12 protein-coding genes are annotated in these 13,746 nt (G+C 71.6%); 7 read left to right on the top strand and 5 right to left on the bottom strand.

From position 1 onward, the window contains the following. Positions 1 to 210: 210 nt before the first annotated feature. Both ACZ573_RS31650 and ACZ573_RS31645 read right to left on the bottom strand, forming a co-directional pair. Positions 211 to 1,167 (bottom strand): NAD-dependent epimerase/dehydratase family protein, encoded by a 957-nt coding sequence (locus tag ACZ573_RS31650; protein ID WP_471310806.1) that lies wholly within the window; start codon positions 1,165 to 1,167, stop codon positions 211 to 213. Next, a complete protein-coding gene (locus ACZ573_RS31645) occupies positions 1,164 to 1,871 on the bottom strand; it encodes a ScbR family autoregulator-binding transcription factor (RefSeq protein ID WP_471310803.1) in 708 nt (235 codons plus the stop codon). Before ACZ573_RS31645 ends, ACZ573_RS31650 begins: the two co-directional genes overlap by 4 nt. A 101-nt stretch (positions 1,872 to 1,972) precedes the next feature. Here ACZ573_RS31645 and ACZ573_RS31640 point away from each other — a divergent pair, with 101 nt between their 5' ends. Next, entirely contained in the window at positions 1,973 to 2,944 is a 972-nt protein-coding gene (locus tag ACZ573_RS31640) for a ScbA/BarX family gamma-butyrolactone biosynthesis protein (protein ID WP_471310800.1), read from the top strand. Between the two features lie 202 nt (positions 2,945 to 3,146). Here ACZ573_RS31640 and ACZ573_RS31635 read toward each other — a convergent pair whose 3' ends face one another. After that, the gene (locus ACZ573_RS31635) at positions 3,147 to 3,503 is read right to left on the bottom strand and encodes a zinc ribbon domain-containing protein YjdM (RefSeq protein ID WP_471310797.1); all 357 of its coding nucleotides are present in this window, start codon (positions 3,501 to 3,503) and stop codon (positions 3,147 to 3,149) included. 91 nt (positions 3,504 to 3,594) lie between these two features. On the opposite strand from ACZ573_RS31635, the gene ACZ573_RS31630 reads away from it, so the two are divergent. The 3 genes from ACZ573_RS31630 to ACZ573_RS31620 all read left to right on the top strand — a co-directional run bounded on the left by ACZ573_RS31630 (position 3,595) and on the right by ACZ573_RS31620 (position 5,949). Then, a complete protein-coding gene (locus ACZ573_RS31630) occupies positions 3,595 to 4,125 on the top strand; it encodes an FAD-dependent monooxygenase (protein ID WP_471310794.1) in 531 nt (176 codons plus the stop codon). After that, on the top strand, positions 4,107 to 4,439 hold the full coding sequence (locus ACZ573_RS31625) for an aromatic-ring hydroxylase C-terminal domain-containing protein (RefSeq protein WP_471310791.1): 333 nt from the start codon (positions 4,107 to 4,109) through the stop codon (positions 4,437 to 4,439). The genes ACZ573_RS31630 and ACZ573_RS31625 overlap by 19 nt, the downstream gene beginning before the upstream one ends. Before the next feature lie 97 nt (positions 4,440 to 4,536). Beyond that, positions 4,537 to 5,949 carry an amidohydrolase family protein gene (locus ACZ573_RS31620; RefSeq protein ID WP_471310788.1) on the top strand — a complete coding sequence of 471 codons (1,413 nt, stop codon included), beginning with the start codon at positions 4,537 to 4,539 and terminating at the stop codon, positions 5,947 to 5,949. A 42-nt stretch (positions 5,950 to 5,991) separates the two neighbouring features. On the opposite strand, the gene ACZ573_RS31615 is transcribed toward ACZ573_RS31620, so the two are convergent. Continuing rightward, positions 5,992 to 6,819 carry a helix-turn-helix transcriptional regulator gene (locus ACZ573_RS31615; protein WP_471310785.1) on the bottom strand — a complete coding sequence of 276 codons (828 nt, stop codon included), beginning with the start codon at positions 6,817 to 6,819 and terminating at the stop codon, positions 5,992 to 5,994. A gap of 242 nt (positions 6,820 to 7,061) precedes the next feature. Here ACZ573_RS31615 and ACZ573_RS31610 point away from each other — a divergent pair, with 242 nt between their 5' ends. The 3 genes from ACZ573_RS31610 to ACZ573_RS31600 all read left to right on the top strand — a co-directional run bounded on the left by ACZ573_RS31610 (position 7,062) and on the right by ACZ573_RS31600 (position 11,371). Continuing rightward, on the top strand, positions 7,062 to 8,261 hold the full coding sequence (locus ACZ573_RS31610) for a serine hydrolase domain-containing protein (RefSeq protein ID WP_471310782.1): 1,200 nt from the start codon (positions 7,062 to 7,064) through the stop codon (positions 8,259 to 8,261). 292 nt (positions 8,262 to 8,553) lie between these two features. Further along, positions 8,554 to 10,623, top strand: coding sequence for a galactose-binding domain-containing protein (locus ACZ573_RS31605; RefSeq protein WP_471310779.1), 2,070 nt, complete (start codon positions 8,554 to 8,556; stop codon positions 10,621 to 10,623). A gap of 133 nt (positions 10,624 to 10,756) precedes the next feature. Next, positions 10,757 to 11,371, top strand: coding sequence for a TetR/AcrR family transcriptional regulator (locus ACZ573_RS31600; protein ID WP_471310776.1), 615 nt, complete (start codon positions 10,757 to 10,759; stop codon positions 11,369 to 11,371). Here ACZ573_RS31600 and metE read toward each other — a convergent pair. Next, positions 11,368 to 13,683: a 5-methyltetrahydropteroyltriglutamate--homocysteine S-methyltransferase gene (metE, locus tag ACZ573_RS31595; RefSeq protein WP_471310773.1), complete on the bottom strand. Its 2,316-nt coding sequence runs from the start codon at positions 13,681 to 13,683 to the stop codon at positions 11,368 to 11,370. The genes ACZ573_RS31600 and metE overlap by 4 nt on opposite strands. Positions 13,684 to 13,746: the final 63 nt, after the last annotated feature.

The raw sequence follows: 13,746 nt of genomic DNA, 5'->3' as shown, positions 1-13,746 counted from the left end.
TCCACGAACGCGGCACCGAACAACCCGGCCAGGGACTCGTCCCACTCGTCCGGCACGACGCCACGCACGTCATACGCCTTGACGATGTTCGAAAGGTCGGACATTTCCACTCCTTCAGGGGGTGACCGGCTGTGCTCCGGACGCTACCCGCCGCCCTGCTCGACACAGGCCGCCCACGCCCCATCCCGGTGAGGCTTTGGCAGATCGCCGTCACCCCGGGGCGATCCCGCCTCTCTCCCGGTACCACCGGGCCGCCGGGCCGATCCGGCTCAGCGGGCCGGGTCCAGGTGCGATCCCGGCGCGTTCCCATGCCGCGTCGGCGCGGTACCAGTGGTCACCGGCCAGCAGCGCGAACTGGCGCTCGCTCACCCATCCGGGGGTCGCGGCCAGGGCGTCCAGGCATCTGCGCCACGGCCAGTCGGCGTCAGGTCGCGCCGGCAGCACGCGATGCTCGGCGAGGGCGTCCATGAGGTCCCGGTTGCGCACCGGCTCGGGGTGGTGGGCGTGCAGGACACCCGTGGCGTCGGTGGCGGCGGCGCCGCCGAGCGCGAGCGCCACGATGAGCCGCGCCAGGTCGTCGACGTCCACGAAGGAAGCGAGTCCTGCCCCTCCGGCCCACCCCGCCGGTACCCGCCGGAAGGCGTCGACGAGGGCCGGTACCGCCCACCGGTCGCCTCTCCCCAGCACGAGCCCCGCGCGCAGGACCAGTCCCCCCGCGTCGAGCACCGGCCCCTCCCCCGCCAGCCGGCTGCCGCTGGCCGCCGATACCGGGGCGGGCGTCAGCTCGCCCACGTCCTGCCCCCGATGGGGCCCCGGACCGTAGACCGCGCAGGTGGACAGGTGGATGATCCGCCCCACTCCGGCCCGCCGGGCCTCGGCCACCAGGGCTGCGGTTCCGGCGGAGTTGACCGCGGCGCACCGGTCGGCGTCCGGTCCGACGTAGGAGGCCAGGGACAGCAGGACGTCCGCGCCGTCGCACACCCCGCGCAGCGACGGTCCGTCCGCCAGGTCCGCGCCCACCCAGTGCGCCCCGGATAAGTCCGCGGGGGCGTGTGTACGGGACACCGCGCGCACGATGGCCTGCTGGTCCCGCTCGGCCAGCCGGCGCAGCACCGCGGACCCCACGAAGCCCGTCGCGCCGGTGACGACGATACGAGGGGTGCTCACGCCCGCTTCCCCGATGCCGGCTTCGGCCGCGGCCTCGCCTCCGCCTCCGGCTCCGCGTCCGGTTCCGGCTCGGGCTCGCTCGGCGGCAGCGTCAGGCGCACCCCGCCCCGGACGTCGTCGGCGGCGACCGCGGGCAGCAGGTAGCGCCACAGGGAGGCGATCCGCTGCGGCAGGTCGGCCCGGCCGGTGGACGCCTGCGAGAAGAGCTGCGCCCCGGTGAAGGAGCTGACCAGCACCCAGGCCAGTTCGTGGTCGTCGACGTCCGGCTGGAGTTCGCCCTTGGCCCGGGCGAAGCGCAGCTGCTGGCGGAACTCCAGCACCCAGGCCTGGTAGGCGACGTCGTCGCGCAGGCCGAACTCCCCTTGCTCCACGGCGAGTCGGACGCCCGCGCGGAGCACCGGATTGTGCTGGAGCTGCTCGGCGAGGTAGAGCGTGATGTCCACCAGGTGCTGCAGGCCGTCCTCCCCGGCGGGGAACTCCAGGCCGTCGCCCTGGCCGACCATGACGGCGTAGGCGAGTTCCTCCTTCGAGCTGAAGTGGAAGTACATGCCGCCCTGCGTGACGTCCGCCCGCTTCATGATCTTGCTGATGCTGGCTCCGCTGAAGCCGAACTCGTCGAAGACCTCGGCCGCGGCACGCAGGATGGCCGCTTTGGTCTGAACTGCCCTGAGTTGAGGGGCGCGTTGCTGCTTTCGTTCTGACATGAGCACCTAACTAATCTCGACAAAAAAAACGAACATCCTTTATTTTAGGACCTGCGCCGAACAAGCACCAGCTCATGTCCGACGTCCAGGGGGGCTCAACCATGACTGTGTCAACCGATCACTCCGCCTCACCCGTCGCCGCGCTCAGCAGCGCCTTACCGCGGGAGTACGTACACAAGAGCGCACACTCGGAGGTGCTGCTCACCGGGTGGCGCACCGTCGCGCCGGACGAATACGTCGTCACCGCCCAATGGCCCCGTGCCCACAGCTTCTACACACCGGACGGGGGTCACCACGACCCCCTCCTCCTTGCCGAGTCGGTCCGCCAGGCCATCCCGCTCCTCAGCCATGTCGCCTACGACGTACCCTTCGGTCACCGCCAGATCTGGGACACGTTCAGCTACTCGACCAACGCCGATGCCCTCGCGGTCGGTTCGACTCCTGCCGATATTTCGCTGCACATCCGCTGCTCCGGCATCTCGCGCCGCGGCCGCAGACTCGCGGGTCTCACCATGCACGTGACCGCGACCCGCGACGGAGAGCTCCTCGGCACCGCCGAGGCCGGATTCACCAACCAGCCCGAGGCCGTCTACCAGCGTCTGCGCGGCCGGAACGGGGACCTCGCCGAGGTGGCCGCCCGCACGATCCCGCTTCCGCCGCCGCTGACTCCCCGCCGCGTGGGCCGCGACCGCTTCCACGACGTGGTCCTCTCCCCCACCAGCTCCACGCGGCGCGCCCAGCTCCGGGCCGATGTCAACCACCCGATCCTCTTCGACCACCCCGTCGACCACGCCCCGGGCATGCTGCTCCTGGAAGCCGTGCGCCAGGCCGCGTACCGGTCCGCGTTCCCCCGGCGGGGAGTCCTGACCGATATGGAGATTCGTTTCTTCCGCTATGCGGAGCTGACCTCGGCCTGCTGGATCGAGACGCTCCCGAACGCCGCGGAGGTGACCGCGCCGGACCGTCATCCCGTACGCGTCGTCGCCCGCCAGAACGGCGAGGTCGTCTTCGCCGCCACCGCGACCATCGCCACCGCGACGGCCGCCCCCCTCCGGCTGTACGCCGCGCGCTGACCGGCCGGCCCCGCCGGGGCGGCCTCCGCCGATCCTCTCGGCTCATGAGCGCGCCGGCTCATGAGCCGCCCGCCGGATCGGCCCCACCCCTGCGGGAGAACGGCGAAGGCGCCTGATCGGGACCATGCCCGACAGGCGCCTTCGTGCTCCACCGGCCTCCGCCGACATCCGCCGACAGACGGCCGGATCCGGTCCGGTCCGGTCAGACCTTCCTGACCACGCTGGACTTCAGCTGCATCGCGCCGAACCCCTCGACCTTGCAGTCGATGTCATGGCCGTCGACGCCGTCCACCAGCCGGATGTTGCGCACCTTCGTGCCCGCCTTGATGCCGGACGGGCTGCCCTTGACCTTCAGGCCCTTGACCACCGTCACGGTGTCCCCGTCGGCCAGCACATTGCCGACCGCGTCCTTGACCACCCGTTCCTCAAAGACGCCGCCGGACTCACCGGGGGCGAGCGGCCACTCGTGCCCGCACTCGGGGCAGACCAGGAGCGCTCCCATCTCGTAGGTGTACGCGCCCGCGCATTCGGGGCAGGGAGGCAGGGAGTTCTCAGTCACCCCGACAGTATATTTCAGGGCCATCGCCGCAGGTCGGCGCCCGATCCAGGGCCCGCAGCCCCGGCAGGAGCAGGGACAGCCCGACATCGAAGTGCGCCGCGAAGTCGCCACTGACGAGCGTGGGCAGCACAGCGGTGAGCTGCGGATACCGGTGCGCGGGCCGGACGGGGAGCTGCGGACGATGCGCGCCGCCTACCTGGCGGGATGCGACGGCGGGCGCAGCTTCGTCCGGGAGGCGGCCGGAATCGGCTTCCCGGGCACCGACGAGACCCTGACCGGAGTGCTCGGGCACTTCGCCACCGTCGGGGCCGACCCCGCGACCCTCGCGACCGCGCGCGCCGCGGGCGCACTCGCCGTCCCCCTGGAGGACGGGCTCACCCGCTTCGTGTACATCGATCCGGAGCGGATGCGGACGCCGGCGCGGGTACCGGTGACCCTGGAGGAGCTCCGTACGGCGCTGATACGGATCTGCGGCTCCGACTTCGGGTTCGAGGAACTGCTGGCGATGCCCGAGGTCAACGGCCGTCTCGCCGAACGGGTGCCCGCGCTGAGCACCGCCTACCCGGCCGGCTCCCCGACGCGGATCCGCTGGTCGGCCGCCGGATGCCCCACATCGGCCTGAGCGTGACCGGTTCGGACGTGACACGGGTGTACGAACTCCTGCACCGGGGCGGCTTCCTCCTGCTCCGGCTCACGGACGCGCGGGACCCGCACCCCCAGGCGTACGGGGACCCCGCCGCCGGCTCCGGCCCGCGGATCGGCGCCGTCACCGCCCGCGCGACCGAGGAGCACCCGGAGCTCGGCGGGGTCCGCGAGGTCCTGGTCCGCCCCGAGGGGCACGTCGCCTGGGCCACCAGGAGCGCCGACGCGGGTCTGCGCCGCAGCGGGCGCGAGAGCGCGCTCGCCGCATGGGCGGTGCGGGCCGCCGCAGCGTGAGCGTGGGTGTGCCGCACCCGGACAGAGGGCGGCCTGGCTGCCGCCTCTCCGCGGGCCGAGGCTGAGGGTCCACATCCCCGCACGGCAGGACCTCCGCATGCCCCGCAACGACACCACCAGCACCGCCGTCCTCGACCGGCTCCGGCTCCGGGCCGCCGATCCGGGACGGCGCGTCCTGTTCACCGGCGCCACGATCGTCACGATGGACCCGGACCTCGGTGTCCTCGACCACGCGGACCTGCTGGTAGTAGGCGATACGGTCGCGGCGGTCGGGCCCGGCCTGGACCGGGACGGCGCCGTGGTCGTCGACGCCACCGACACGATCCTGACGCCCGGCTTCGTCGACACCCACCGTCACGCCTGGCAGACCCAGCTGCGCCGGATCATGCCGGACGTGGACGATCTCGGCGGCTACGTCTCGGTCACCCTGGCCGGCTACGCGCCGGTCTACCGGCCGCAGGACATGTACGCCGGCACCCGCCTGGCCGCGCTGTCCGCCCTCGACAGCGGCATCACCTGCATGCTGGACTTCTCCCACAACGCACGCACGCCCGACCATTCCGACGCCGCCGTCCAAGCCCTGCTGGACACCGGCATCCGCGGCGTCCACGCCTCCATGGGACCGCACTTCGGGGACTGGGACCGGCAGTGGCCCGGTGACCTGGCCCGGCTCAAGGAGCGCTGGTTCAGCAGCGACGACCAGCTGCTGACGCTGCGCGTGGCCGCACTGGCCACCGACGAGATCGCCGGTCCCGCTCTCTCGTACGGACCTGAACTCGCGCGCGCGGCCCGCGATCTGGACGTCGGTGTGAGCGTGGACGCCGTCTTCGGCGCCCCCTCCTCCCGCGCGGTGCTGCGGTGGGCGGCGGACGGCCTGCTCGGCCCCGGCCTGACCCTCATCCACGCCACCGGCCTGACTCCGCGCGCCTGGCAGGCGATCGGGGAGAGCGGCACGACCATCGCCCTGGCCCCCACCTCGGACGCGCAGATCGGACTGGAGACCGCGGTACCGGCCGTCGACGAGGCCCTGGCGGCCGGCATCCGGCCCGGACTGAGCATCGACGTCGAAGTCGCCCTGGCCGGAGACATGTTCACGCAGATGCGGGCCCTGCATACGGTCCAGCGGATGCGGGCGGTGAACGCCGTCCACGGCACCGACGGGCAGCCCGTGCGCATCACCACCCGTGACGTCCTGGATTTCGCCACCCTCCAGGGCGCCCGGACCAACGGCCTGGACGCGGTGACCGGCTCGCTCACCCCGGGCAAGAAGGCCGACCTGCTGGTCATCCGCGCCGAGGACATCAACAACATGCCCCTCAACGATCCGATCGGGACCGTCGTTCTCGGCTCGGACGCCCGCAACATCAGCGCCGTCCTCGTGGGCGGTACGCCCCGCAAATGGAACGGGCAGGTCCTGGACGTGGACCTGCCCGCCCTGCGCGAGGAGGTCCAGGCGTCCCGCGCGCACGTGCTCGGCGCCGCGGCCGGCCGGGCCGCCAGGCGGCATTGACCTCCCTGAGGTCATGACGTCCGGAGGTCCTGCCACCGGCCGTCACGGCCTCCGGCGGGTGGCGTGCAGGCTGCCGAGCAGGGCGAGACCCCGGGCGCTCGGGCTTCCCGGTTCGGCGTGGTAGATCACCAGTTGCTGGCCCGGCGCTCCGAGCACGGCGAAAGACTGGAAGCCGAGCACGAGCGGTCCGACGCCGGGGTGGTCGAGTTCCTTGGTGTCGTGGGTCTTGCCGCGGACGGTGTGAGCGGCCCAGAGCGCCGTGAACTCCGCGCTGGCCTGTTCGAGTTCGCGGACCAGGGCGCTCAGCGCCGGGTAGTGCGGATCGAGGCCGGACGCGTGGCGCAGGCCGGCCACCACCGCCTCGGCGGCGCGGTCCCAGCGGACGAAGAACGGCCGGGCCGCGGGGTCGAGGAACGTCATGCGCGCGAGGTTGTCCCGCCGGGCGAACGGGGAGAACAGCGCGTCGGCCATCGCGTTGGCCGCCAGCAGGTCGGTGGCGGGATTCAGGACGAACGCCGGGGTACCCGTGTATCCGTCCAGCAGTTGGCGCAGGGCGGCGCCGATCGACTCCCTGGGCTGCGGCCGGTCAGCGTCCGGCGCGGTGCCCGCCAGCCGGAAGAGGTGTTCCCGTGCCGCTTCGTCCAGGCGCAGGGCGCCGCTGATCGCGTCGAGGATCTGCGGGGAAGGGCCGCGTTCGCGCCCCTGTTCCAGCCGGGCGTAGTAGTCGCTGTTCATTGCGGCGAGGACCGCGACCTCTTCCCGGCGCAGCCCTGCCACGCGGCGGCGTCCGTAGGAGATGAGTCCCACGTCGTCGGGCCGCAGGCGTGCGCGCCGGGCACGCAGGAAATCTCCGAGATCGTTGCTGCTCACGGCTTCAGACTAGGCCGCGCACCCCCGCGGTTGCCTGGGTGCGGCGCACCCGGGCAACCGGCCCCCGCCGCGCGGCCGGCGGGAACGGGATGTGCGAGGCGGCTCGCCTGTGTGGCTGAACTGGCCTTCGTAATTGGCGCGTTCCCGCTCATTCCGGTGGACGACCGGTCCGATGATCTTGCGTAGGCTCGTGTCGCCCGAACCGTACGACCCCCCACCCGAGGAGCATCGTGCCCCTGCCCATGAACCGCCGTCTGGCCCTCAGTGCGGCCCTGCTGGCCGCGATGGCCGCCGTGGCTCCGGCGACCACCGCCCACGCCGCCGCCCCGACCACACCCGATCTCGAAGCGCTGACCCAGGCGTTGCGGAACACGACTGCGGCCGGTGCGCCGGGCGCCCTGGCCCGTTTCAGCGGACCCGGCGGGGTCACCGTCCGGACCGAGGGGGTACGCGACAAGGCCACCGGCGCGGCGATGGACCCGCAGGCCCGCTTCCGGATCGGGAGCGTCAGCAAGACGTTCTCCTCCGTCGTCCTGTTGCAGCTGGTGAACGAGGGCCGGATCGATCTGGACACCGCCGTCAACCGGTACCTGCCCGGACTGCTGCCCGACGACCGGATCACGGTGCGTCATCTGCTGACCCACCACAGCGGGCTGGCGGACTACACGAACGCGATGTTCGAGCACACCGTGCCGGGCTTCGAGGCAGTGCGCAACAAGGTGTTCAGCTACCAGGAGCTGGTGGACCTCTCGCTCCGCGAGCCCCGGACGACCGAGCCCGGCGTCGCGTACAAATACTCGAACACCAACTTCGTCGTCGTCGGCATGCTCATCGAGAAGGCCACCGGCAACGGGGTGGCCAAGGAGTACGAGCGGCGCATCTTCAAGCCCCTGAAGCTGCGCAACACCTCCTACGTGCACCCCAGTGCGCAGATCAAGGGGCTGCACACGCGCGGCTACCTGCACCCCGACGAGGCCGGCGCGCCGCTGGTCGACTCCACCGAGCAGACGGTGTCGTGGGCCCAGTCCGCCGGAGCGGTGATCTCCAACCCCGCCGATCTGAACACCTTCACGTCCGCGCTGCTCGGCGGGCGGCTGCTGCCCGCCCGCATGCTGGACGCCATGCTCACGGCGACGCCGACCGACGCCACGAACACCCGGTTCTACGGGCTCGGCCTGCGCCGCTACGACCTGTCGTGCGGCACCTCGGTCTACGGGCACACGGGTACCGTGCAGGGCTTCTACACCTACGCCTTCTCCACCCGCGACGGGCGCCGCTCCCTCTCCGCGATGGCGAACACCTCGAACAAGGGGGAGGCGAACACGGCCCTCGGCGGCACCCTCGAAGCGGCGTTCTGCGGTAAGCCGGCCCCCAAGGCCACGGCGCGCGGATTCGGGACCGCCCCGGCCGAGATGGACCTGCCGGAGCACAGCGCGCGCTGACGCCACGGCGCCGTCGCCCCGGACGGGGCGGGGCGGACCCGGCTCGCGCACTCCTGCGCGTACCGCGCCGAGCCGGGCCGCCCTGGTGCGTGGGCCTTGTGAAGATACGGTCCATCTGATGAATCATCAGGTCAGCTGTCCCGGACTATTGACTCTGTCGATGGCAGTCGCGATTCTCGTCCCACCGATTGTGGGGTCCATGACAAGTCACGCCTGTGGCCGTGACGCGTCATGCCCCCCAACGGATCCGGCTCCCCGACCGCGCCATCCGGCTGACCTTAAGACGTGAGTGATGACCATTTCTCGACACACGCACCACAGGCGTAGGCCCCTGGCGGTCCTGTCATTGCTCCTCGCCGTGGTGGCCATGGTGCTCGGCCCCGTACCCGCTTCCGCCGCCGACCCCGGCTGGTGGAACCCGGTCGCACGGCCCGCACCCGACTCCGACATCAACGTCACGGGGGAACCCTTCAAGGGGACCGACTCCCAGGGACGGGTCCGGGGCTTCGTCGACGCGCACGACCACCTGATGTCCAACGAGGGCTTCGGCGGCCGCCTCATCTGCGGAAAGCCGTTCTCCGAGGCCGGGGTGGCCGACGCGCTCAAGGACTGCCCCGAGCACTACCCCGACGGCACGCTCGCCATCTTCGACTTCATCACCAAGGGCGGTGACGGCAAGCACGACCCGAACGGCTGGCCGACCTTCAAGGACTGGCCCGCCCACGACTCGCTGACCCACCAGCAGAACTACTACGCCTGGGTCGAGCGGGCCTGGCGCGGCGGTCAGCGCGTGCTCGTGAACGACCTCGTCACCAACGGCGTCATCTGCTCGGTCTACTTCTTCAAGGACCGCGGCTGCGACGAGATGACCGCCATCCGGCTCGAAGCGCAGAAGACCTACGACATGCAGGCCTACATCGACAAGATGTACGGCGGCCCGGGCAAGGGCTGGTTCCGGATCGTCACCGACTCCGCGCAGGCCCGCGACGTCGTCCAGCAGGGCAAGCTGGCCGTGGTCCTCGGGGTCGAGACCTCCGAGCCCTTCGGCTGCAAGCAGATCCTGGACATCGCACAGTGCAGCAAGGCGGACATCGACCGCGGCCTGGACGAGCTGTACCGCCTCGGGGTGCGCAGCATGTTCCTGTGCCACAAGTTCGACAACGCCCTGTGCGGGGTCCGCTTCGACGAGGGCGCCCTGGGTACGGCCATCAACGTGGGCCAGTTCCTGTCGACCGGGACCTTCTGGAAGACGGAGAAGTGCACCGGCCCGCAGCACGACAACCCCATCGGACTGGCGGCGGCCGCGCCCGCCGTGCAGAGCAAACTCCCGGCAGGGGTGGCGGTCCCGTCCTACGCCGCAGACGCCCAGTGCAATACGCGCGGACTCACGGAACTCGGCGAGTACGCGGTGCGCGGCATGATGAAGCGCAAGATGATGCTCGAGGTCGACCACATGAGCGTGAAGGCCGCCGGCCGGTCCTTCGACATCATGGAGTCCGAGTCGTACCCGGGCGTGATCTCCTCGCACAGCTGGATGGACATGGACTGGACCGAGCGGGTCTACAAGCTCGGCGGCTTCATCGCCTCGTACATGAGCGGCGCCGAGGGATTCAGCGCCGAGGCGAAGCGGACGGACGCGCTGCGCGACAAGTACAACGTCGGCTACGGGTACGGCACCGACATGAACGGCGTCGGCGGCTGGCCCGGACCGCGCGGGGCCGGCACCCCGAACCCGGTGCGCTACCCGTTCCGCAGCACCGACGGCGGATCCGTCATCGACCGGCAGACCACCGGCTCGCGCACGTGGGACCTCAACACCGACGGCGCCTCGCACTACGGCCTGGTCCCCGACTGGATCGAGGACATCCGCCTCGTCGGCGGCCAGGGCGTGGTGGACGACCTGTTCAAGGGCGCCGAGTCCTACCTGACCACCTGGGGGAACTCCGAGAAACACAAGTCCGGGGTGAACCTCGCCACGGGCTCCCCGGCCTCGGCGTCGAGCGCGGAGTGGTGGAACCCCTTCGTGAACTACTCCCCGGGCCGGGCCGTGGACGGGGACTCGGGCACCCGCTGGGCGAGCGAGTGGAACGACAGCCAGTGGCTGCGCATCGACCTCGGATCCGCGAACCGGGTGGGGCGCATCACGCTCGACTGGGAGGCCGCGTACGGGAAGGCGTACCGCATCGAGGTCTCCACGGACGACACGAACTGGCAGACCGTCTGGTCCACGACCGCGGGTGACGGCGGCCTGGACACGGCCCGCTTCTCCGGGGTGCCGGCCCGCTACGTCCGCATCCAGGGAATCGAGCGCGGCACCAAGTGGGGGTACTCGCTCCACGAGGTCGGCGTCTACAGCAGCTGATCCCGCCGAAGACGAGTCCAGGGGCCGGGGCCGGCCGGATCTGCTGATCCGGCCGGTCCCGGCCGCCATGGCACCGCACGGCACGGCACGCACCAGGCACCACGCACCGCTGCACGAACCGAAAGGAACGCCCATGGCACGGATGCCCTCGGCCGAGCGGCGCCGGCAGCTGACCGAGGCCGCCATCCGCGCGATGACCCGGGACGGCGTCGCCGCGACGACGACCAGGTCGATCGCCGCCGAGGCGGGCGTGTCCCTGAGCGTCTTCCACTACTGCTTCGAATCCAAGCAGGCCCTCCTCGAATCCGTCATCGCGGCGATCACCGACCACAGCGTCACCGTGGTGAGGGAGGCGATCCAGCCGAAGGCCACCCTTCGGGAGACCGTCCGGGCGGGCTTCCAGGCGTACTGGGACCATGTGTCCGCCCACCCGGGCGAACACATGCTCACCTACGAACTCACCCAGTACGCCCTGCGCCGGCCGGACTTCGCGCACCTGGCGCGGCGGCAGTACGAGCGGTACTGCGACACGTACACCGAGCTGATCGAGCAGCTCCGTCACCACATGGCCTTCGAACTCCGCGTGCCCGTGAGCGTGCTGGCCCGCTATCTGGCCGCCATGACCGACGGGCTGACGCTGAACCATCTCGCTCTGGGCGACGACAGGATCTCGGCGGACGTCCTCGACATGATCACCGACCATGTGGCGGGCCTCGTCGGCGACGACGGTCCGGAAGAGACGGCCTAGACCTCGGCGCGTACCTGCCGGGCCGCCTCGACCAGGTTCTCCAGGGAGGCCCGGGTCTCCGGCCAGCCCCGGGTCTTCAGGCCGCAGTCGGGATTGACCCACAGCCGCTCCGCCGGGATGGCCCCCAAGCCCTTGCGCAGCAGGGCCGCCGCCTCGGCGACGGAGGGGATCCGCGGCGAGTGGATGTCCCAGACCCCGGGGCCGACCTCGCGCGGGTAGCCGGCGCCTGCCAGTTCACCGGCAACCTGCATGTGGGAACGAGCGGCTTCCAGGCTGATGACGTCGGCGTCGAGGTCCTCGATGGCCTCCACGATGTCGCCGAACTCGGCGTAGCACATGTGCGTGTGGATCTGGGTGTCCGCGCGGACTCCGGCGGTGGTGAGCCGGAAGGACTCGGTGGCCCAGGCGAGGTAGGCGGCGTGGTCGGCGGCCCGCAGCGGGAGGGTCTCGCGCAGGGCGGGCTCGTCGACCTGGATGACCGGGGTGCCGGCCGCCTCCAGGTCGCCCACCTCGTCGCGCAGGGCCAGCGCCACCTGGCGGGCGGTGTCGCCGAGGGGCTGGTCGTCGCGGACGAAGGACCAGGCGAGCATGGTGACGGGGCCGGTCAGCATGCCCTTGACCGGCTTGGACGTCTGCGACTGGGCGTACGTGGTCCAGTGCACGGTCATCGGGTCGGGGCGGGAGATGTCGCCGGCCAGGACGGGCGGACGGACGTAGCGGGTGCCGTAGGACTGGACCCAGCCGTGCTGGGTGGCCAGATATCCGGTGAGCTGCTCGGCGAAGTACTGGACCATGTCGTTGCGTTCGGGCTCGCCGTGCACCAGGACGTCGATGCCGGCCTTCTCCTGGAAGGCCAGGACCTCCCGGATCTCGGCCCGGATGCGGTCCTCGTAGCCGGCGGTGCCGATGCGCCCGGCCCGCAGGTCGGCGCGGGCCGTGCGCAGTTCGGTGGTCTGCGGGAACGATCCGATCGTGGTCGTCGGGAGCAGCGGGAGACCCAGGTGCGCCCGCTGGGCGGCGGTCCGCTCCGCGTACGACCGGGCGCGCCGCCCGTCGGCGTCGGTGACGGCGGCGGTGCGGGCCCGAACCGCCGGATCGTGGGTGAGGGCCGAGCCGGCGCGGGAGGCCAGGTCGGCCCGGTTGGAGGCGAGTTCGGCGGCGATGGCGTCCGTGCCGCGGGCCAGGCCCCGGGCCAGGGTGGCGACCTCCGCGGTCTTCTGGCGGGCGAAGGCGAGCCAGCGGCGGACCTGCGGGTCGATGTCCCGTTCGGCGGTGGCGTCCAGCGGCACGTGGAGCAGGGAGCAGGAGGTGGCCACGTCCACCCGGCCGGCGAGCCCGAGGAGGGTTCCCAGGGTGGCGAGGGACTTCTCGTAGTCGTTGATCCAGATGTTACGGCCGCCCACGACACCGGCGACGAGGCGCTTGCCGGGCAGGCCTCCGACGGCGGCGAGGTCGTCGAGGTTCGCGGCCGCGGCCTCGGTGAAGTCCAGGGCGAGACCTTCGACGGGTGCCTTGGCCAGGACGGGCAGGGCTTCGCCGAGCCGGTCGAAGTAGGAGGCGACGAGCAGCCTGGGCCGGTCGGTCAGGCCGCCGAGCTCCCGGTACGCGCGGGCGGTGGCGTTCAGTTCGGCCGGGGTGCGGTCCTGCACCAGGGCGGGCTCGTCCAGTTGCACCCACTCGGCTCCGGCGGCGCGCAGGTCGGCCAGGACCTGGGCGTAGACGGGCAGGAGCCGGTCGAGCAGGGCCAGCGGGTCGAAGCCGGCGGCGACTGCGGGGGCGGGCTTGGCCAGCAGCAGGTAGGTGACGGGGCCGACCAGGACCGGGCGGGGGGTGTGGCCCAGCCCGAGCGCTTCCTCCAGCTGGGCGACCTGCTGGGTGGAGTCGGCGGTGAAGACGGTGTCGGGGCCGAGTTCGGGCACCAGGTAGTGGTAGTTGGTGTCGAACCACTTGGTCATCTCCAGCGGTGCCACCTCCTGGGTACCGCGTGCCATCGCGAAGTACCCGTCGAGCGGGTCGGCCGCGACGGCGGCGCGGTGCCGCTCGGGGACGGCGCCGACCATCACGCTGGTGTCGAGCACGTGGTCGTAGTACGAGAAGTCACCGGTCGGCACCTCGGTGATGCCGGCGTCGGCGAGCTGCTGCCAGTTGGTGCGGCGCAGGTCGCGGGCGGTCTCCCGGAGGGCGTCGGCGGTGACGCGGCCCTTCCAGTAGCCCTCGACGGACTTCTTCAGTTCACGGTTCTGGCCCTGTCGGGGGTAGCCGTACACGGTGGCCACGGTGGGCCGTCCTGCGGCGGGGGTCGTGCGGGTCACGGAACTCTCCTTCGCGAGCGTTCTCCTGTGGACCCGGTGAGGGGCCGAGGGCGCGAAGGGATG

This window comes from Streptomyces sp. NPDC040545 (assembly GCF_055595065.1).
This window is presented reverse-complemented; position numbering and strand designations above follow the sequence as displayed.

Bases quoted from the DNA above. Each gene is read 5' to 3' on its own strand.
- ACZ573_RS31625 (WP_471310791.1), top strand. From the start codon at position 4,107: ATGCCCCACATCGGCCTGAGCGTGACCGGTTCGGACGTGACACGGGTG.
- ACZ573_RS31610 (WP_471310782.1), top strand. From the start codon at position 7,062: ATGAACCGCCGTCTGGCCCTCAGTGCGGCCCTGCTGGCCGCGATGGCC.
- ACZ573_RS31620 (WP_471310788.1), top strand. From the start codon at position 4,537: ATGCCCCGCAACGACACCACCAGCACCGCCGTCCTCGACCGGCTCCGG.
- ACZ573_RS31600 (WP_471310776.1), top strand. From the start codon at position 10,757: ATGGCACGGATGCCCTCGGCCGAGCGGCGCCGGCAGCTGACCGAGGCC.
- ACZ573_RS31640 (WP_471310800.1), top strand. From the start codon at position 1,973: ATGACTGTGTCAACCGATCACTCCGCCTCACCCGTCGCCGCGCTCAGC.
- ACZ573_RS31645 (WP_471310803.1), bottom strand. From the start codon at position 1,871: ATGTCAGAACGAAAGCAGCAACGCGCCCCTCAACTCAGGGCAGTTCAG.
- ACZ573_RS31605 (WP_471310779.1), top strand. From the start codon at position 8,554: ATGACCATTTCTCGACACACGCACCACAGGCGTAGGCCCCTGGCGGTC.